Here is a 21,389-nt window from a genome sequence, read left to right on the forward strand (position 1 = left end):
ATACTAAATAATCTGTCAAAGAAAGTAGAGGTGTAACTATGAAATTTATAATAGCAGCCATTGCTATGGGGGTTTGGTTTTTAATTGGGTGGTCTATTAGTTTAGATCGCAAAAAAATAAAATCAAAAATGAAACCGATTTTATTTTTACTAGTCGTACAATTTCTACTCGCATTCGTTTTTCTTAATACAACTTTTGGAGAAGTTATTATTCTAAAAGTTGCTGCTGGTGTTCAAGTTTTATTCGACTCAGCTAGTGTCGGAGTTGATTTTGTATTTGGTGGTTTAAAAAATGAGGGTGTCCCTAATCAGTTCTTTTTAAACGTGATAATGCCTATGATTTTTATTTCTGGTTTAGTTGGAATTTTAAATCATATTAAAGTTTTACCATTTTTTATTAATTTGATTGGTTCTCTACTTAGTAAAGTAAATGGACTTGGACGCCTTGAGTCGTATAACGTTGTTGCTTATCCTTTCATCTCTTCAGGAGCATTTATCTCTTTTAAGGATAAATTTGCGACGATGTCAAATGCGCGTCTGTTTTCAATTTGTCTAGGAACCATTTCAAACTTTGGTGTAACCGTTGTCGCAGCCTATATGCAGATGCTTAGTCCCAAATACGTTGTTATTGCTTTAATCATGAATATGATTGGAATCTTTATCATGTCCCATATAGTTTCCCCTTTTGATGTTGATCCTAAGGAAGATGTTTTTGAAGTAGCTGACGATGAAGAAAATAAAAAACCATTCTTCACAGTCCTTGGAGACTATATGACATTAGGTTTTAATATAGCAATCAGTATTGCAATTATGGCTATGGGATTCATTGGTTTAATCACACTTATTAACACTATTTTTCAAGGGATAATTGGCATTACTTTCCAACAAATGCTTGGATATCTATTTGCTCCATTTGCATTCTTAATGGGTATTCCTGGAGACCATATTGTGCAAGCAGGGGAGATTATGGCAACTAAATTATTATCTAACGAGTTTGTTGCGATTCAATCTTTCACTCAAATAGCAAAAACATTTTCTGAAAGAAGTGTTGCTATTGTCTCTATTTTCTGCTTATCTTTTGCTAATTTTGCAGGGATGGGAATTACTGTTGGACTAGTAGGTAGTTTTGACAAAGCTAAGGGTGCCGTTGTTGCTAAATTTAGTTTAAGAATAATGTTAGCATCTACATTAATTAGTATGATGAACGCCACAATTATCGGTTTGTTTATTTAAAGAAGATGGAGAGATTAAATGAGTAATGTATTAGTTATTGGAAGTTTAAATTTTGATTTATCAATGCAAGTAAATCGTCTCCCAAAAATAGGAGAAACTATTCACGGAAGAAGTATTGACTATTTTATCGGTGGAAAAGGAGCAAATCAAGCTGTTGCTGCTTCTAGAATTATTAATGATGTTTCATTAATTGGTTGTCTTGGGAATGATACTTTTGGGGAAAAAATAAAAAAACATTTAAAAAATGAAAACCTTAACATCAATAATATCGAAACTGTCTCATATACTTTTACAGGTATGGCTTCAATTTTTAAAACAGAATTTGATAATGCCATCGTTGTAATTCCTGGTGCCAATGATTGGGTTAGCGAGACTTTTATCGATAAATATGAAGAACAAATAAAAAATGCTAAAGTCTTACTTTTGCAACTTGAAATACCAATAAGTAGTGTTCTTCACATTATTAAAATTGCTAAAAAATATAAAACAACTGTGATTCTTAATCCTGCTCCTTATCATGACTTATCTGATGAAATCATAAACAACGTTGATTTTATCACACCTAACGACTCAGAATTTTCTGATTTATGTGGTAGTCATTTTGATTACTCTGAAATTGAGACACAGATGTTAGATTGGCAAAGTAAACATCCTAACACTCAATTAATTGTGACTAGAGGAAGTCAAGGTGTTTCCTTTGTAAGAAATAATACGATTGTCACAGTAAAAGCTTTTAAAGCTACAGTTGTTGATACTACCGGCGCAGGTGATACATTCAATGGAATTCTTGCTGCTAAAATTTCTCAAAATACAACATTAGATGAAGCTATTACTTGGGCGAATGCTGGTGCATCCCTTTCTGTTCAAAAATTTGGTGCTCAGACTGGAATGCCTACTTATGAAGAAGTTAATAAACTAATAAAAAATTATGAGGTGGAATAAAATGAAAAAGATTAAGATGATTTTAGATATAGATACTGGAATTGATGATGCACTAGCTATTGCTTATGCTTTAGGCTCTCCTGAAGTAGAACTAATTGGTATTACTGGTACTTACGGAAATGTTTTAACAGAGCAAGGCGTTCAAAATAGTTTAAATATTTTAAATATGCTTGGTAACTCTAATATACCTGTTTTTTCTGGACAACACCACGCAGTTGATAAAGAGCACTTCAAAACGACTGACGGAAGTATGTTTATTCATGGAGAAGATGGGGTTGGTAATACTCATATAGCAAAGAGTCCTATTGCTAAGCAACAACAAGATGGTATTGATTTTATTCTAGAATCATGTAAAAAATACGGAGAAGAGCTAACAATCGTTGCCACAGGTCCTTGTACTAACTTGGCAACTGCTGTTGATAGAGATTTAGAAACATTAAAATTAGCTGGAAATATTGTCATTATGGGTGGTGCTTTAACAGTTTGTGGAAATGCTAACCAATTCACTGAAGCTAATATTAGTCAAGATCCAGTTAGTGCAGACAAATTATTCAAAAGCGGTTTACCAATTACAATGATTGGTTTAGATGTGACACTTCAAACTTTACTAACAAAAAAACAATCTCAAATTTGGAGTGATTTAAACACAACATCAGGAAAAGTATTTTCTCATATGGTTAATTACTATATTAAAGCCTATGATACACTATCTCCATATCTAGGGGGATGCGGTTTACATGATCCTTTAGCTGTTGCCGTTGCAGTTGATCCAAGTCTTGTTACAACAACTAAACTTCATATGAAAGTTGAAACAGAAGGTCCGAGTAGAGGTAGAACCATTGGAAATAACGAAAAAATTAACGAACCAAACCCAAATATTTCTGTAGCAATTGGAGTTGATGTAGACAAATTTATTTCTGAATTTATGAATCGATTAACAACATTGTTCTCTAAAAACTAGAATTTTTTAGATATATCTACTACTTATAAGTATTGTAACATTACATAGAAAAATAATTACATAAATAAAGTTTGACAATAGTTGATTTTATAGAAGAAGCTCAAACTTCAAAAACTTATGATTTATATACTGAAAAAATGAAGGTTCTCAATGAAGAAGATTTAACGTATTTTGGCATAGGAATAAAAGGTGATAAAAAATTAGTAAAGAAACTAAATGGTAGCTTTGGTTTACTTAGATAGCATCGCAAGGAAGTATAAAAATGAAAATTAGAATAATTGGAGCAACTGGAAGTGGTAAGACTATTTTAGTTAATTTTCTTTCAAAAGATATGAATGTTGAACATGTAGAACTCGATTCAATTCATTAACATTATTTTGTTACCTTTGAAAACGGTGTGACTAAAGGGGTTATTTTATACGAAGATAAAGTGTTTTATGGAATAAAACAGCTTGGATAGGTAGTTTGGCTGCCCGTCCTAACTACCTTAAATGTACCACTGGTTCAATTTTAGACACTTTGGTGTGGATCATGTAAAATGCAAAGTCCTGTTTTATAAATCCTTTAAAAAAAATATATTGGTAAAATAAAATTTGTTAAAATTAATTTAGATGAAAACCTAATCTTAGGTGAAGAGTCTCAGATTATGAGTACTTCAAATATGTTAATTTTAAGAGATGGTAAAATAATAAGTCACTTTATCGGCTATCATCAAAAAGAACAAGTACAGGTTATTCTAAATAAGCATATGTAAGATTAATTATTTTAATGACAAAAATTAATTTTGATACATAGTAAATTGTAATTCCAAGGTCACGAGATGTCCTTGGAATTTTTTGTTTTACTTTTCTGAGTCAAATTCGATTTAAGAAAATTTAGGTTAGTTCCCTATTTGGGAGTTTGGAGATTTTTGGTATTTTGCATTTTATTAATCATGAAACAGGAGATATTAGGGGTCTTTTAGAAGCTAGTTTATCAATTGTAGCGTCGATTGGAACAGGTTTTTTATTAACTTATTTTTTCTGGGAAGATGATTCTGAACTTGAATCAGAATTAGAAAGTGAAGAGGTAATATCTATAAGTAAAAAAATTATCTGTCGTTTTATCAATGAAAGGTTCTGTAAAACAATTAACAGAAGGTAGTGATAAAGTTTTTTCTACAGAATTACTAGGTAAAGGTGGTTTAATAATACGTACAGTGGAAATGTCAATGTCTTAATAATTTCGTCTGGAGGGACAATACCGATTCTTTTGGATATCGTAACACCAGGTGAATATAATGGTGAAGAAATAAAAATACTATATTCAAATACAAAGTTGGAAAATATAATTTAGATAAAATTGGTGATATAAGTTATATAGAGTAATTAAGTATGTCATTTTTTGCTGAGATATAGATTTTCAGTTTAAAAAAATAGAGATAAAATCTTGTGTAATATGACAAAAAGAAATAGTGTAACTAAATATATTAAATAGTATTAAAAAAGAATATTTAGAACAAATCATCAAAGATAAAAAAGTTATAAATTATAACGTAGCAGCCTTCATGGAGGAAAGTACTGGTACTAGAAAAATTTATCATATAGTTAATTACAATTTTAAAGCCTATGACCATATTTAGGAGGATGTTGATTGCATGAACCTTTGGATGTTTCTGTCTCTATTGATCCTAGATTATTTAAAACTACTAAATTTCATATAAAGGTTGAAACAGAAAGTTCAGGTAGAGTACGACAATCGGAAACAACGAAAAAATAAACGACCCTAATCCAAATGTTTCAATGGTAATTGGGGTCTATGTTGATAAATTTATTTCAGAATTCATGTCAAAGTTGACAAAATTATTTTCTAATAATTAATTTCATTTTATATAAATAGTACTATTTACATGGTAAAGCAGCAAGATTTAAAAAAACAGTCTCTAACATTTTTCTATTAATGAATAAAGAGCCTTTGAAATAAAGTTTTTTTGTTTGTATTATTTATATTCAATTATAGTTAATTATTTTTAAGTCATGTAAAAGGGAAAGAACGATAAAAAATTAACAAAGTTTCAAAAATACACTAGTAAATCAAACCAAGTTTAGCCAGAAAATATTTTTTTCATTATTAATTTTGATATAATCAAACGAATTTACCTTTTGTATCGTGTTAGTTATGACTAACAATAATTAAATTTAAGTACTAAAAAGCAGGAGGTGAATTTTTTGAAAGCAAGTAGGAAACATGAGGAGAAGATTGAAAAACAATTTGATAGTTTTTGTAAAAAAGTTTTGAGAAATTATGCTAGGGATATATATTTAGAAAAATCCAGAAAATATCGAGGTTTAATTTCTATAGATTTACTTAACTATAATGATATGAATAAGTTTACATTTACAGAAAACTATGATGTAGATAATATTCACATATCCTTGGGAAGCCTTAATTATAAGGTTGATAATGAAATAATAGGAAATGCAATAGATATATTCTCAGAAACTGAAAAAAAATTATTATATTATAATTTTTTCAAGTAATGTAAATTAATGAAATTTCTGAATGTTTAAGATTATCAAAGAGTACAGTTCACTACCACAAGACAAGAGCCTTAAAGAATATTAAAGAGTTTTTAGAAGAAAATAGAGGTGATTTTTAAATTTTATTAAGAATTCATATATAATTTCTGACATTATAAAATTAGTAAATATTTATATTAAAAATATTTAAAACTGTATCACAAATTTACATTCAATCATGATATTGGTTGTTTAACCTAAGTCAATATCTTGGACACCTTTACCTTAACTTTTTACTTTAATGTTGAAGTTCTTGTAGTTGAAAAGCCTTAGAGGTTAAATAGTTGATGCTACTGGGAATATATTGTCGATTGTATTAAGATTCAATATATTGAATAAACAGCACGATGTGTTATTTAGAAATATAAAATAGTTGATGGTGAACCTCACCTTTTTCAAACTGGCATGAAATGACTTCATTCATGCATTGTCATAAGGGGATCCCATATGATTAAAAGAATGTATTATTTCAAACCAGTACATTACATTATCACTTGGATACTGTTTTTCTAAGTCTATACGCAAAATAACACCATTAGGATTGTTGTTTAAAGTGGTATTTGTTAAGGTACTGATAACTAATTGAGAAATCATTGACTTGAATATTGAAACCCAATTATTTTCTTAGAATGCAAATCCATTACAGAGCTAGGTAATACCAACCATTTTTTCGTGTTTAGATATAAGTGATGTCAGATGATTACTTTCTATGCAATTTAATTTTTTTAGATGTTTTTTCTTTCATCACCTTATGATTAGAAGAGGTTATCTGAAATTTTTTAACAATAATTGAACTTATATCAGCATCTTTCATTAAACGCTAGATTCTTTTTAAACTAACAGAGAACCCATTCTTTGTTGTCAAAATAAAAAGAATCACTTTATTTTGTGTTACTTTTTCACGAAAAAGGTTATAGCCTTTTTTAGAATATCATTTTTTCTTATAGCTGTTGGTATTGTTTGAACAGTTCAGCGATATGTTCTGAGGTCATTCTTTCATCATTGATAGGTTTAAATTTTTTAATCCGAGAATAAATTGTAATGCTAGAGATACCATATTCACGATTCAATTTTTTTAGACAAGTCTTTTTTTTTATGTTAAACTCTTTATTAAAGTAAAGGGGTGACAACCAATGATTAAGACAGTTAAATTATCCTCTTAATAAATTAAAATTTAATTATTGAGAGGAGAAAGAAAATGAATTATAAAAAAATAGATTTAAATACATGGGAAAGAAAAGATCATTTTGAAGGATTTATGGCAACGGGAACTAGTTTTAGTTTAACAACTAAATTAGATGTGACTCAGTTTTATCAAAGAATAAAACAACAAGAAATTAAGTTTTACGCAGCTGTTATTCATCAAGTGACTAAAACTATTAACGAATTTGAATGTTTTAGAGTAGGTCATAATGAAAAACAAGAACTTGTTGTATGGGATAGGTTAGAACCAAACTATACAATTAATAGCCAAGTGAGTGAAAATTTTGTTAGTGTATGGACACCTTGGCAAGCTGATGTTCATAAGTTTCAGCAAAGGTATTTAGAAACAGTTAAAACTTATGAACAATCAAAACAAATGACACCACAAAAGGATTTACCAACGAATATTCTAGTAGTTTCAATGTTACCTTTGGTTTCTTTCGATGGCTTTAATCTAAATATTAATAAAAATGATTATTTTTTAGCCCCAATTGTTACAGGTGGAAAAATAATTAAAGAAAATGATAAGCTGTTGTTACCACTAGCTTTTCAAGTTCATCATGCAATTTGTGATGGTTATCATGTGGGAATGTTTATTGAAAAGTTACAACAAAATTTTGATCATTTTTAAAGATAAGAAATAAACTAAAAACAAAAGAAATTTTCTTTGGTCAGACTGTAGATAAAGTATTGAATTATTCGATACTTTGTCTTTTTTTCTTGGTAAAATAAAGAAAAGGAGCTGATTTAAACAAGACATGAGTAAACGAGATCAAATTGGTTTTTATTCTTTAAATGACTTAGTTCCACAGGAACATTTACTAAGAGATATTGATAAGTATGTTCATTTTAATTTTATTTACGAATTAGTTGAAGATAAATATGATGAAAATAATGGGCGACCTAGCTTAGATCCTGTTCTATTGATTAAACTGCCATTAATTTAATATTTATATGGAATTAAAAGTATGAGACAAACAATCAAAGACATTGAAGTTAATGTGGCTTATCGTTGGTTTTTAGGATTGGACATGAAAGATTTAATTCCCCGTTTTTTTACCTTTGGTAAAAATTATTCAAGAAGATTTAGAGGCACTGATATATTTGAACAAATTTTTTACGGAGTTTTAGAACAATGCATTGAAGTCCTATTAGTAGATACTTCAGAAGTTTTTATTGATGGAACACACATCAAGGTTCATGCGAATAATAAAAAATATGAGAGTAAAGATGTAACATAAGAAAGCTTGTTTTACATAAAGACCTTGCAAGAAGAGATTGAAAAAGATAGAGAAAAAAGGTTAAAAAAGCCCTTAAAAAGAAGAATAAGAAGTGATCTAAAGGTAAAAAAGAAAAAAGTAAGCAGTACAGATAATGAAAGTGGTTGGTTTCATAAGGGAGAGTATAAACAAGTATTTGCCTATGCCACACATGTGGAGACCTGTGTAAAGCTATATAAAAAATAAGAAAGAAGAGTAACACTATGGATGGAACAATAAGAAAAGATATAAAAGTAGGAACAAAGGTCTTAGTGGTACAAAAACAAGACCAGCGTTCTGGAAAGTTAACTGAGGGCGTAGTGCAAAAACTTCTTACAAACTCAGAGGTTCATCCTCGTGGTATCAAAGTTATGCTTGAGTGTGGAATTGTAGGAAGAGTAAAAGAAATAAAATAATATTTAGGTATAATAAAGGCATTCAATCTTGTAGGTTGAGTGCTTTTAATTATACTTAAATAAAGTAGTAATATACAAAATGAAGTATAAATAACATACTTGTAAAATATATAGTTTGATTATCTGTGTCTATTATGTTGATATAAATCCATTCAAGGGGTTAAGAGTTTAAGGTTTTATGATAGGAGTTTGTTGTTTTAAGTAATTTATTAAAACAATTGAATTTATACACATATAGATTATAATTGAATTATATGGGATGATAAGGGGGAGATTGGAAGTGATATGTCCAAAATGTGGGAGTGAAAACTCTGATGAAAGTCTATTTTGTAATAAATGTGGTGCAAAATTAGAAACTACAAATGTTGATAATATTGATAGTAATGAAATGAAAAATGATATTGCTGATAATGAAAAGAATCATAAGAAAGTATTTAAAGACAAGATAAAGTTTCATATAAATAAAAAAAATGTTATTTTATCATGTTCAGTTTTAGTAATAATAATTTTTGTAGTTTCTGGAATTATTTATTTTAATAATCCTATATCTAAATACAAGAGTGATATTAGAAATAATAAGCAAACAGAAGCAGCTAGACTTTATAATGATAAAATTAAAGGTAATTCAGATAATGAAAATAAAATAAACTCATTCTTAAAGAGTGAATTATTGGACATCGTTAATTCATTTAAAAATGAAGAAATTGATTTTAATAAGGCAAAAGATAGGATTGATACAATTAAGAGTACAGGATTAATATCTATCGATGTTAATAATGCAATTGATAACGTTAACAACCTTAACAATTCAAGAATTGCATTTAAAAAAGCAGATGAGTTTTTGAAAAACAACAATTTAATAAATGCTATAAAGGAATATAAAAATGTAATTTCTGATGATAAGAACTATGAAAAAGCTAAAGAGCAGATTAATAATAATGAAAAAAAATATAAAGAACAAGTATTAAAAAGTGCAGAAGAATTTGCAAATAAGAAAGATTACGATGAAGCAGTAGAAATCTTGTCAGAGGCAATAGTAGTTTTTTCTAATGATGCTGATTTAACTTCTAAAAATGAAATTTATGAAAAATTGCAACAGGAAAAGCTAGAAACCGAAAAAATACAAAAAATTGAAGAAGCAAAAAATAAACAGGAATTAGTTGTGGTTAGTAGTAGTGTAGTTTCAGATTATTTTAATATTAACGATCAAGCTAAAGTTATAGTTAAAAATAATACAAATAAAGTTGTAAAGAAGTTTACTATTGGGATTCTTATGTATGATGGCAATGGATACCCTCTAAAATCAGGAACACTAGCTGGAGAAAATGAATTATTTAAAGGCAAGGCTGAGTCTGTAAATATACAAGCGGGGAAAACATTTGGAGATAGCAGTGCATGGAATTTATATACGAATTATGGAACTGTTGCAAAATTAAATGCTTGTGTTATGTATGTTGAATATTATGATGGAGATAAATGGACAAATGACTATTATAACTACTGGAAAGATGAATATTTAGGAAAACCATATAAATAATCACAATTGAAAGCCTGTATTTATTAAGAAATACAGGCTTTGAATATTTTTAAAAGGAAGTGGTATTTTGCAAATAACAGAAAATCTAATATTACAATGTCTAAATGAACTTAATAAAAATTCTTTATCAAAAAAAATATACGTTTTATGACACAAAAATTGATATTTTAAGTGGTACAGGTATAAATTCTATTATAAAAACTGTGTATGGAGATTTTTAGCCTTATTATAAAACTATTGATTTTGAAGATGGTTATAACATAGAAATTACTAAAAGAGTATTTTGTAATAGAGATAATGCTATAACTATGCAAAGCAATTTTTTTATAGAAAAGAAAAAATATAAGATTTATTAAAAGATAGTATGACAGTGCAATAGTTATATTGAAGGAAAGAAGAACTGCTCTGCAAAAGTAGTTGATGATTTATTATTAAAGAGAGCCTTTATCCAACTATAGAATTATATGGTTGTTGATAAAGGCTCTTTTTAAAAGTATTTTTGGAGAATGTTGAAAAAACTATTAATAAGGATACCATTGGAACAGATAGCTGAAAAACTTCAAATTAAATAACTCAGCTAGAGCAAGACTTAAGTGAATTGGTGTAGTTAAAGATTAGAAAGTAAATTGATGATAAATATTACAGCAAACAAATTTAAAATATCAATAGCACTGAGAAGTAAAATCTTGGTGCTTTTATTTTATATAAATTAAATATAAAAATTAAAATAAAGGTATTCAGTCAACTTCCTTACCCATTAGTACAGCTCTAAATTTACGCTTCAAAGGCTACAAATCTGTTCAGTAGAAAAATTAAAATCATTTTATGAACATGAATATGAAAGGTCAGCACTTTTCTTTTAGTGTTGACCTTCTAAGTTTTCCAAAAGGAGAAAAGTAAGTAACGAAACATATTCAAAATAATGTATACAAATGTCGATAAGTCCATGACGGTTAAGTATCAAGTTTATTTATGCTTTTTTATGTAATGAAACGTCCCGTTTTCATAAGAGCCCGCGGAGTTATTCCAAACCTTTTTTGAAAAGCGCTTGAAAAGTGACTTATATTCGTGTATCCCACTGCAAAGGCAGTTTGGCTCACATTATAATTTCCTCCCTGAAGCAAAGAAAAAGCTTTTTCCAGCCGCTGCTCCCGAATAAATTCATAGACAGTTTTTCCGAAGTACAGTTTAAATAAACGTTTTAATTTGTAATCATTCATCTGGATTATGCGTGACAATTCAAGTAGAGTTGGAGGGGTTTCTAATCGATTTAACAGCACCTCGCGGGTATAAGTCAGTCGCTCTATATCGGATTTAGATATTTCACTAAAGCGATTATCAAAAGAATCCTTACAGAGCAGTCTTTCGATATTCATGGACAACAGCTCTAAAATATAGCTTTCCAGTAAAAGCCTATTTAGTTTATCTGATCCCTTTTCAAAGCATGAATCTAATTTATTGATAAGGCTCTCTTCCTGTGCGTCGTTTTTGAAGTCACAAGAATAATAAGCTCCCTTTTGGAAAGAACGAAATCCTACGTTGCTTTTTCCATAAACTGCTTTACAAAAACCATCAAACGCGCAGGGGCTGACCCAAATTGAATATAACTTAATATCATCTCCTCTGTTGTACTCTGAATGGCAGATGGCCTGTTCCGAAAAGCCAAGTGATGCATATCCTGGTCGAAGTTCAATCAGTGTCCGATCCACTTCTCCGTACATGGCATTATTTCGGCTATAAGATAATTCAAATATAGGAGCGGTCGTCTCTGATTTTCTTTGAATTTTATTTTGCAGTATACCGTCAGATACCATGATATATACATCAGGGCGAATAGCTATACTTTTTTTGGAGAAAATATTTGAATCTTCAAACTTTAATGGTAAGTAAGACATTTTATCAATCACTCCTTAATGGTTTCTGTCCGGCATAAGGGCAGGAAAACCCTAATAATCTTTTATATCATTTATAGTTAGGTAATATATCTATCATAGTTAGCTAAATCTAACTTGTCAACATAAAGCTTCTTTCATCCTGATGGAAATAATTTTTTACATTTCTAAAAACTGTGATAACACCGCCATCCTCCGTCTTAGGGCAAAAAAAATCCGTTTAGGGGGAGAAAAAAAGTATTTTATTCATTATACTTATTACGGTTAGTCAAACCTAACTAACTGAACATAAATTTTGTAACGAACAGGAGGATTAACGTGAAGAAAAAACTTATTATTCCAATTTGTTTTATAATGGCAGTGCTCATGTCTGCATGCTCAATCGGTAGCTCGAAAAAAAACGATCAGCAAACAAGACAGACCACCGGAGTTGTCAGATCGGATGGTGATACAATAACGGTTAAGGATATGAAGGGGATAGTTGAAATTCCAGCCAACCCTCAGCGTGTTGTGGATGTCTCCGGATCAGTGGATGAGCTGATCATTATGGGGATTCCGTTTATTGGATCGGCCAACACTAGCATGTTTGATGGTGTGACAGTGCCTGATTACCTACAGGACTACTTTATTGAAAATAAGGTTGAGGTAGTCGGGAACTATGCCGGAATCATGGATTTAAGCCTTGAAAAGATTGCCGAATTAAAACCTGATCTTATCATTATGAACATCCGACATGAAAAGGTGTACGAGCAACTTCAGACCATTGCACCTACGGTCATGTTAAGCGACGATATCAGCTTTGTAAATTGGCGCGGACGTTTCCAACAGCTAGGTGAATGGTTTGGTAAGGAAGATATCGTGTCAAAGTGGCTTGAGGACTACGATGCAAAGGCTGCCGCACTTGCCGCACAGATAAAGGAAGCTGTTGGTAATGAATCTTTTGCGGTCATTGAGGCAAACTCGGTGCACTTTGGTTCCTATTATGTTTATCGGACAGCAGGCACTGGCGATCTTGCCTTCAACGAATTTAAGCTGAACCCGTCAGCCGGCGTACCTAAAGATGTTTGGGGCCAGGTTGTGGATGCTGAGTATTTCTCAAAGATCGACGCAGATCATATTTTCTACTTCAGTGACGACGGAAAGCTTGGAGATACAGCGAATAGTCCCACTTGGAAGAATCTGAAAGCTGTACAAAACGGCAATGTCTACTACGGACTGAATAGCGCACAATACAACATGGCCTACACGCCCAGAGGAAAATTGATTTATATGGAGAAAATGGCGGAGGCCATTATTAATCACACAAATGTTGATTAAGAGTAAATTGTTTAAAGGGGGAGCTCCCTTTAAAATTCCATCTAGATTCCAGCAACGGCTTCGCACAAAAGCGGGGTATGCGTTTTCAATTCTTTTGATGAGCATTGTCCTGCTATTGTCCATTCTGATTTCCGTAAGCATAGGCGTTGCTGGAGGGAACCTTAAAACATTGCTTCAAACGCTTGCCCATCCGAATAACCCTTCTGAGATAGGAAGGATTATGCTGGAAATGCGTATGCCAAGAGCTTTGGCAGCCTGCTTTACCGGAGCGGCCTTTGCCCTTGCTGGGGCTATTATGCAGGGTGTTACGGGAAATCCTTTGGCCGACGCTGGGCTTTTGGGAATTAATGCAGGGGCTGGATTATTTGTTGCGCTTACCGCTGTCTTTTTACCATATATATCGGTTTTTGGTACGATGTTTTCGGCATTTCTCGGTGCGGCCTTGGCTGTTCTGATGGTATATGGCTTAGGCATAGGCAAGCATAAGGCTAAACCCATACGGCTGATTTTAGCCGGTTCTGCCGTTTCGGCACTATTAACCGCTCTCAGTCAGGGAATTTCACTTACTTTCGGTATTTCCAAAGACCTTTCCTTTTGGACAGCAGGCAGCTTGTCCGGTATTGCTTGGCCATATCTGATTGTAACCACTCCCTGGATTATGGCAGCGGGGATTGTTGGACTACTTCTTTCAGAAAAATTGTCCGTATTGGCGCTGGGCGAAGAAAGTGCTGCGGGACTTGGAGTGAATTTATGGGCGGTTCGTATCACCGGAATGGCGGTTGTCCTAATTTTGGCAGGCGCAAGCGTATCGCTGGTGGGCGGGATTTCGTTTTTGGGGCTGATTGTGCCCCACTCGGCTCGTCTGCTGGTGGGAACGGATTACCGCAGGATTTTGCCGGTATCGGCACTTTTAGGGGCCATATTGCTGGTGATTGCCGATGTGGCGGCCCGTACCATCCATGCTCCTTTTGACACTCCTGTGGGCGCACTGGTATCGGCAATCGGCGTTCCCATATTTCTAGCGCTGACCTACCGAAAGAAAGGAGCCGTCATATGAACAAGCGAAACAAGCAACGGCTGATGCCATGGCTACTTCTGATAGTAGTTTGCGTAGCAGTTCTGTTCTCTATAAACTGCGGGTATCTGAAAATACCATATGCAGAAGTACTGGCAAGTCTTGTTAACCCATACAGTCCCGAATCATCAGTTGTGCTGCTGCAAATTCGGCTGCCGCGCATCGTTCTGGCCGTCCTGTGCGGGATGGGCTTGGCTCTGTCTGGATGTACGCTGCAGGCAGTAACAGAAAACCCGCTGGCGGATCCGGGCATTTTAGGCATCAACGCCGGTGCCGGATTTTCAGTGATGCTGTTTCTGTCACTCTTTCCATCCCTGCATGTTAGAACGATGATCTATCAACCGTTGTTTGCCATGGTAGGAGGTCTTTTTGTTGCAGTGATGTTATACGGTTTTTCCAAAAGACATGGTAAGGTAAGACCTGATTACATGTTATTAGGGGGGATTTGTCTTTCCGCCGGTTTTTTCGCTTTGATGCTAATTATGGGCGCTGATATGGATAATAGCAGCTATCAGTTGGTAGCAAGATGGCTGGCGGGAAACATTTGGGGGAGCAGTTGGCATCAGGTCAAGGCGCTAATTCCCTACCTATTGATACTGATCCCCATGCTGTTCGGCATGATGAATGTTCTGGATCTGCTTCTCCTTGGTGAAGAAGCCTCTTTGGCGCTGGGTGTCCGGGTGGAAAGGGAACGCAGAATCCTTCTGATTATCGCAGTTGCACTGGCGGCCAGCTGTATTTCAGTCAGTGGAGGTATTGGATTTGTTGGCCTTGTAGCGCCCCACATGGCGAGAAGGTTTGTGGGTGCTCGCCATCGTTATCTTCTTCCGACTTCTATGCTGATGGGAGGGCTTTTCCTGCTATTGGCTGATACTATAGGACGCTCCTTATTCCAGTCCATTGAAATACCTGTGGGTATCATGATTTCTGTTCTGGCAGCGCCTTATTTTCTATACCTGCTACGCAAGCAGACCTAAGGAGGTGAAATACTATGCAAGCTTGTATAACAGCAAACAAACTGTCCGCGGGTTATGACGGCAACCCTGTTTTTCATAATTTCGATCTTGAAATCCCGTCAGGACAAATCACAACACTGATTGGCTCAAATGGCTCAGGTAAATCTACGATTCTCAAAACCATGTCAAGGCTAATCGCTCCATCAGACGGTGCTGTGTATCTGGAGGGAGAATCCATTCATAGCATACCAACAAAGCTTGTAGCACAAAAGCTGGCGCTACTGCCTCAAAGTGCACAGACTCCCACAGGAATAACCGTGGAGGATTTGGTGGAATACGGGCGCTTCCCCTATCGCTCTAAGATGTCTGGTATGACACAAAAAGACATGGAAGTGATTCAGTGGGCCTTGTCGTGTACTAATATGACAGAACTGGCAAACCGGGAGATGGATCAGCTTTCTGGAGGCCAACGGCAACGCGCTTGGATTGCCATGGCGTTGGCGCAAAAGACTGGCATTCTGTTTCTGGATGAGCCAACCACCTATCTGGATATTTCCCATCAACTAGAGATACTCCAGCTTCTAAGGAAGTTGAATGTTGAGCAGAGCGTAACGGTTGTCATGGTTCTGCATGACCTAAACCATGCTGTTATGTTCTCTGATTATCTTGTAGCCATCAAGGATGGAAACAAATACTGTGCTGGCACACCAGAAGAGGTCATAACACCGGAAACACTTCGGAAGGTTTTTGACGTGGAGGCGGAAGTGATCCGGCATCCTGTGTTGGATGTGCCAGTGTGTCTTCCCTACGGTGTGGGAGGACAAATATTCAAAAAAGAAAAAAATTTATAAAGGAGGTAAATATCTTGTTTAAAAAGGTATTGGAATATGCCGGCGAGTATCGCAAAACAACTTATGCAGCCATCGCCGCAATGCTCATCGGTATCGTGATGAACGTACTGCCTTTTTGGTTCATCTATCAACTTATCCGTCCTCTATTGATGCGGGAGAGCATAACGGCGGAATATATTATCTGGCGCATTATCGCCATTGTAGTTTGCGTACTGATGTATGCTGTGTTTTATGTATGGGGGCTTTCCCTGTCCCACCGTTCGGCGTACAATACTCTGAAAAATTTGCGCATCTCCCTTCAGGACAAGCTGGAGAAACAGCCACTGGGTATTATTCAGGAAAAGGGCATCGGCTCTATAAAAAAAATGTTCATTGACGACATTGAGACAATTGAACTAATGTTGGCCCACGCGCTCCCGGAGGGGATCGCGAATCTCGCAATCCCGGTTATGGTATTTGCTGGAATGTTCCTTGTGGATTGGAAGCTGGGGCTTTTGGCCTTATGCTCTTTGCCGCTTGGGCTGATGGCCATGACGGTAATGTATCGGATCGGTATGAAGAAGATGCACAACTATTACGGGGCGGCGCAGAATATGAACAATACCATTGTAGAGTACATAAACGGCATGGAGGTCGTCAAAGTGTTCAACCGTGACGGCGAATCTTACCATAGGTTTGAAGGGGACGTAAAAAGATACCGAGACTTCACACTGGCATGGTATCGAGCGTGCTGGCTCTGGATGGCGATTTATAAGAGTATCGTGCCCTCTGTGGCGCTGTTTGTCCTGCCCATAGGCGCTTATCTGGTCATTCAGGGTTATTCCACACTACCGGATTTGGCTCTGGTTTTATGTATGTCCTTCGGAATCGGTGCACCGCTTCTCAAAGCGGTTGGTTTTATGCCCATGATAGCACAGATCAACTACAGAATCGAAAATCTTGAGCAGATGATGAGTACGCCTCCGTTGCAGCAATCCAATAAACCGTTTGCCGGAAAGAACCATTCGGTGCGGTTTAAGGACGTCCGTTTTACCTACAAGGATACCGAGGTACTCCACGGAATATCACTTGAGGTTCCAGAAGGCAGTCTGACGGCGCTTATAGGAGAATCAGGCAGCGGCAAATCCACACTAGCTAAGCTGCTCGTTCACTTTTATGACGTTACCGGGGGTGCAGTTGCAATAGGTGGACAGGATATCCGAAATATGAGCCTTGAGGCGTTGAATCACGAAATCTCTTACGTTGCGCAGGAGCAGTTTCTATTCAACATTAGCCTCCTTGAAAATATTCGTCTTGGCAAACTGGACGCCACTGATGAGGAGGTTATGGCAGCAGCGGAAAAGGCGCAATGTGGCGAATTTCTGGCACGACTTGAAAATGGCATTCATACCATGGCTGGTGACGGTGGAAAGCAGCTTTCTGGCGGTGAACGGCAGCGCATCTCACTGGCTCGTGCTATTTTGAAAAATGCGCCTATCATTGTTCTCGATGAGGCCACGGCATTTATGGATCCGGAGAACGAGGAAAAAATGAATGAAGCTATTGCCGAGGTAATCCGTGGAAAAACTGTCATTGTAATCGCGCATCGGCTGCACTCTATTGTGAATGCGGATCAGATCTGTGTTCTAAATTCCGGCAATCTGGTTGCGGCCGGTACCCATAAAGAGCTGATGAAAAGCTGCCCTGAGTACCAAAAGCTTTGGCGGGCTGCAGAGGACAGTGAACAGTGGAAAGTCAGCACAATGAAAGGAGAAGATGCCTTATGATCTCATTAATGAAACGTATACTTGCGGTTTCCGGAACCTATAAGGTAAGAATACAGCTGGCATTCGTATTCTCCTTTTTGAAATCATTTCTGTCAAAAGTGCCAATCAGTCTTGCCCTTTTTATTCTTACTGCCTTTTATAACGGCACGGCCACTGTGAATATGTGTCTGCGTATTGGAATTGCTATGGCAGGCAGTCTGATGCTGCAAATGCTGTTCCAGTACATTGCAGACTGGCTTCAGTCGGCGGCGGGATTTATGCTGTTTGCCGACAAACGTATGGAGCTAGGTGCACATCTACGCAAAATGCCCATGGGGTATTTTACAGAGGGCAATATCGGCAAAATTAGTTCCGTTTTGTCCACCGACATGGTGTTTATTGAGGAAAACTGCATGACGGCATTAGCAGACATGATGAGCCATATCTTTTCGCAAGCCATCATGATTGTCTTCATGTTACTATTCAACGTGTGGCTGGGGCTTGTGGCAATTGCTGTTATGGTTCTTCTTCTACTGGTATCAAATGGAATGAGAAAAGAGAGTCTGACGGATTCCGCTATCCGCCAGGAGCAGAGCGAAAGCCTAACGGATTCCGTCCTTGATTTCACCGAAGGGATTGGAATCATCAAAACTTATAACCTGATGGGAGAGAAGTCGAAGGCGCTTTCTGACAACTTCAGGGAGAGCTGCCGGACTAGCATTGAATTTGAAGAAAACCACTCACCGTGGCAACGTTGGCTGAATATCCTCTATGGCTTCGGCTCGGTTATAGTGATTGCTCTTTCCGTATTCCTGAATTTCTACGGGATGCTGGATGTGACCTTACTTGTAGGTATTATGCTCTTTGTGCTTGACCTGTTCGGTCCAATCAAGGCACTTTATGGCCAGATCACGCAGTTAACGGTCATGAACAGCTGCATGGACCGCATTGAGGCGGTGTTTGCGGAGTCTGAATTGCCGGACGACGGAGAGAACTCCATTTCGAACAGTAGCCACACACCCGAGATACAGTTTAAAAATGTCAGTTTTGCCTATGGGGATAAAGAGGTGTTGCACAACGTTTCCTTTGACCTGAAAAAGAACAATATGTTGGCACTGGTCGGTCCATCCGGCGGTGGAAAATCCACGATTGCAAGCCTTCTTACCCGTTTCTGGGATGTGAAGTCTGGACAGGTGCTGATTCGCGGCAAGGATGTACGTGAGGTAAAGCTCAGGGATTTGATGGATCATATCAGCATAGTGTTCCAGCGGGTGTATCTATTCCAGGATACCATTTACAACAATATCAGTATGGGCAGGCCTGAGGCCACCAAAGAAGAAGTGTATGAGGCTGCTAGAAAAGCTCGTTGCTATGACTTCATAATGGCTTTACCTGACGGCTTCAACACCATGGTAGGTGAGGGGGGAGCAACGCTTTCCGGCGGCGAAAAACAGCGAATTTCTATTGCGCGCTGCATTTTGAAGGACGCTCCCATAGTGATTCTAGACGAAGCCACTGCCAGTGTGGATGCAGACAACGAGAGCTTCATCCAGCAGGCCATCAGCGAGCTGTGTGAGGGAAAGACCCTGCTTGTGATTGCACACCGACTCAATACCATTCGCAATGCCGATAATATATTGGTGATTGCGAACGGATGTATTGCTCAGCAAGGAACGCATGAAGAGTTGATGAACGATGGAGGAATCTATCGGGACTTCGTGACCATCCGAGAGAACAGCCGGGGATGGAGCATAAAGGAGTAAGTGGCAATCCCGATCTCAAAAGACCCAGTCCTTGTCCTATGTTACGGTTTTTGCGGGATGATTAAATCCATTGGGGATATTAGATTTCACAATGCTTTGATAAAGGTTGGTGTTAGTATAATATTGTAGACACAGAAAGCCGAACACTTTAAAATAGAGAAAAGAGAAGGAAGTGTTATGATGACTAGAGGTCAAAAACAATATACAGGTCGATATCTAGTCAAAATATCACGGTATTTGACAGCACAGGGATTGAGTTCTAAGATCTTGCTGTTGCGGATTATATATTAAAAATAGCAGAGGAAAAGAATATCTGAAGGATTGTAAATTTATAAGGAGAATTGATTATGAAGGTAAATGTATACAAATTAAACGGTTATAATCAGTGATTCTCCTATTACTTTATTAAAGGTTTTGAAATCTTTTTAACCTTAAGAAAATTTTCATTCTTGACCCCAATAAAGCCCAAACAATACGGAGTGGTTTCGGCGTGGAAAATTAGCAGAAAAAGAGGTGGAAAAATGCAATTTTTAGCCTCTTTTTTTTGAGCAATTTTATAGATAACATAGTGAATTTAGATGGATGGAAACATAAAATTACAATTTTTCATAGATAGATAGAAAAGCGTAAGTAGAAATTTACAATATGCTTTGACTTGCTAAATGATATTTGCTATAATCTTTTTGTGTTAAAAACCCTTCTATCATCAAATCAGACGAAACCACTCTATAAATTAACAAACAATCTCAAAATGTATTCTGTTTTTTCTATTAATATCAAAGGTCGTACAATTTTTACTCAAAAGTGGGACTAGTTACTATTTTTAAGAGGTGTTTAATGAAACGATATATTTTAACAGGTACACCAGGATCCGGGAAAACTTCAATTATTAGATTACTAGAAATAATGGGTTATTTGGTAGTGGAAGAAGCCGCAACTGATATAATTGCTTTAGAGCAAGTACAGGGCAATGCTGAACCATGGAAGGATGCGTCCTTTATTAATAAAATTGTGGCATTGCAAAAACAAAGACAAGTACAGCTTTCAGATCTTTCATCTGAAGTTCAAATCTATGATCGCTCAGTTTTTTGCACATATGCACTTAGCAAATATCTTGGATATCAACCATCTAAAAAAATCATGGAAGAAATAAACAGAGTTGAGAAGGAGCAAATTTATCAGAAGAAGGTATTCTTTATTGAAAATCTAGGTTTTTGTCAGCCTTCAGAGGCAAGAAAGATTAGCTTTGAGGAATCCTTACGTTTTGAATATATTCATGAAGAAACGTATAAATACTTTGGATACACATGTATAAAAATTTCACCTGGGGAAGTAATTGAGCGGGCATATAGAATTATAAGCATGTTGTGAGGCAGGAAGCAGTCCACATTTCAGGTATAACACAATGGAACTTTTTATGCAGATAGTCTGCGGCTGTAATAGTTGCGTCTTTATCCACAGTTACTGGCTTAACTTTCTTCATCATCCTGTGATTGGTGATTTTGCTATGTATACTCGCTACTTAGCTCTACAAAACTCTTGCCAGAGTTATAGAGCTCTAAAATCGTCTTCCTAAATTCTTCTGTGTATTGATTTTTAGAAAAAACGAATCTTTTATAAGAATAACAAAGCCTCAATAATCACAACAAGAAGATGTTCATATACAAGAATTTCTCCATATG

General features: G+C 35.7%; 18 protein-coding genes and 1 pseudogene. 18 read left to right on the forward strand and 1 reads right to left on the reverse strand.

Features of this window, described 5'->3' with window-relative positions:
• Positions 1–38: 38 nt before the first annotated feature.
• From KQI89_RS12710 to KQI89_RS12755, 11 genes and pseudogenes are all read left to right on the forward strand, one after another.
• The gene (locus tag KQI89_RS12710; protein ID WP_216457377.1) at positions 39–1,232 is read left to right on the forward strand and encodes a NupC/NupG family nucleoside CNT transporter; all 1,194 of its coding nucleotides are present in this window, start codon (positions 39–41) and stop codon (positions 1,230–1,232) included.
• 18 nt (positions 1,233–1,250) lie between these two features.
• Entirely contained in the window at positions 1,251–2,174 is a 924-nt protein-coding gene (gene rbsK / locus KQI89_RS12715; protein ID WP_216457378.1) for a ribokinase, read from the forward strand.
• A 1-nt stretch (position 2,175) separates the two neighbouring features.
• Complete coding sequence (locus KQI89_RS12720; RefSeq protein WP_216457379.1) at positions 2,176–3,135, forward strand: nucleoside hydrolase; 960 nt, start codon at positions 2,176–2,178, stop codon at positions 3,133–3,135.
• A gap of 71 nt (positions 3,136–3,206) precedes the next feature.
• Positions 3,207–3,377: a DUF2000 family protein gene (locus KQI89_RS12725; protein WP_216457380.1), complete on the forward strand. Its 171-nt coding sequence runs from the start codon at positions 3,207–3,209 to the stop codon at positions 3,375–3,377.
• Positions 3,378–3,712: 335 nt separating this feature from the next.
• On the forward strand, positions 3,713–3,889 hold the full coding sequence (locus KQI89_RS18165; RefSeq protein WP_425514088.1) for a thioredoxin family protein: 177 nt from the start codon (positions 3,713–3,715) through the stop codon (positions 3,887–3,889).
• Positions 3,890–4,053: 164 nt separating this feature from the next.
• Complete coding sequence (locus KQI89_RS12730) at positions 4,054–4,278, forward strand: hypothetical protein (protein ID WP_216457381.1); 225 nt, start codon at positions 4,054–4,056, stop codon at positions 4,276–4,278.
• Between the two features lie 1,064 nt (positions 4,279–5,342).
• On the forward strand, positions 5,343–5,654 hold the full coding sequence (locus tag KQI89_RS12735; RefSeq protein ID WP_216457382.1) for a hypothetical protein: 312 nt from the start codon (positions 5,343–5,345) through the stop codon (positions 5,652–5,654).
• Between the two features lie 1,237 nt (positions 5,655–6,891).
• Positions 6,892–7,527 (forward strand): CatA-like O-acetyltransferase, encoded by a 636-nt coding sequence (locus KQI89_RS12740; protein WP_216457383.1) that lies wholly within the window; start codon positions 6,892–6,894, stop codon positions 7,525–7,527.
• Positions 7,528–7,654: 127 nt separating this feature from the next.
• Positions 7,655–8,332, forward strand: a pseudogene (locus KQI89_RS12745) (transposase); the annotation flags it as partial.
• Between the two features lie 47 nt (positions 8,333–8,379).
• A complete protein-coding gene (locus KQI89_RS12750) occupies positions 8,380–8,571 on the forward strand; it encodes a YwbE family protein (protein WP_216457384.1) in 192 nt (63 codons plus the stop codon).
• Positions 8,572–8,851: 280 nt separating this feature from the next.
• Positions 8,852–10,108, forward strand: coding sequence for a DUF5780 domain-containing protein (locus tag KQI89_RS12755; RefSeq protein ID WP_216457385.1), 1,257 nt, complete (start codon positions 8,852–8,854; stop codon positions 10,106–10,108).
• A gap of 980 nt (positions 10,109–11,088) precedes the next feature.
• Here the strand turns inward: KQI89_RS12755 and KQI89_RS12760 are convergent.
• A complete protein-coding gene (locus KQI89_RS12760) occupies positions 11,089–12,003 on the reverse strand; it encodes a helix-turn-helix domain-containing protein (protein ID WP_216457386.1) in 915 nt (304 codons plus the stop codon).
• A 315-nt stretch (positions 12,004–12,318) separates the two neighbouring features.
• Here KQI89_RS12760 and KQI89_RS12765 point away from each other — a divergent pair, with 315 nt between their 5' ends.
• From KQI89_RS12765 to KQI89_RS12795, 7 genes are all read left to right on the forward strand, one after another.
• Positions 12,319–13,317 carry an ABC transporter substrate-binding protein gene (locus KQI89_RS12765; protein WP_343216367.1) on the forward strand — a complete coding sequence of 333 codons (999 nt, stop codon included), beginning with the start codon at positions 12,319–12,321 and terminating at the stop codon, positions 13,315–13,317.
• A 7-nt stretch (positions 13,318–13,324) separates the two neighbouring features.
• The gene (locus KQI89_RS12770; RefSeq protein ID WP_425514087.1) at positions 13,325–14,374 is read left to right on the forward strand and encodes a FecCD family ABC transporter permease; all 1,050 of its coding nucleotides are present in this window, start codon (positions 13,325–13,327) and stop codon (positions 14,372–14,374) included.
• Entirely contained in the window at positions 14,371–15,369 is a 999-nt protein-coding gene (locus KQI89_RS12775; RefSeq protein WP_216457388.1) for a FecCD family ABC transporter permease, read from the forward strand. The genes KQI89_RS12770 and KQI89_RS12775 overlap by 4 nt, the downstream gene beginning before the upstream one ends.
• 14 nt (positions 15,370–15,383) lie before the next feature.
• Positions 15,384–16,199 (forward strand): ABC transporter ATP-binding protein, encoded by an 816-nt coding sequence (locus tag KQI89_RS12780; protein WP_216457389.1) that lies wholly within the window; start codon positions 15,384–15,386, stop codon positions 16,197–16,199.
• A 14-nt stretch (positions 16,200–16,213) separates the two neighbouring features.
• Positions 16,214–17,965: an ABC transporter ATP-binding protein gene (locus KQI89_RS12785; RefSeq protein WP_216457390.1), complete on the forward strand. Its 1,752-nt coding sequence runs from the start codon at positions 16,214–16,216 to the stop codon at positions 17,963–17,965.
• A complete protein-coding gene (locus tag KQI89_RS12790) occupies positions 17,962–19,707 on the forward strand; it encodes an ABC transporter ATP-binding protein (RefSeq protein ID WP_216457391.1) in 1,746 nt (581 codons plus the stop codon). The genes KQI89_RS12785 and KQI89_RS12790 overlap by 4 nt, the downstream gene beginning before the upstream one ends.
• Before the next feature lie 837 nt (positions 19,708–20,544).
• Positions 20,545–21,078 (forward strand): AAA family ATPase, encoded by a 534-nt coding sequence (locus KQI89_RS12795; RefSeq protein WP_216457392.1) that lies wholly within the window; start codon positions 20,545–20,547, stop codon positions 21,076–21,078.
• The last annotated feature ends 311 nt before the right edge of the window (positions 21,079–21,389 follow it).

Origin of the sequence: Clostridium simiarum, from assembly GCF_018919175.1 — a bacterium.
Taxonomy (GTDB): domain Bacteria; phylum Bacillota; class Clostridia; order Clostridiales; family Clostridiaceae; genus Clostridium_L; species Clostridium_L simiarum.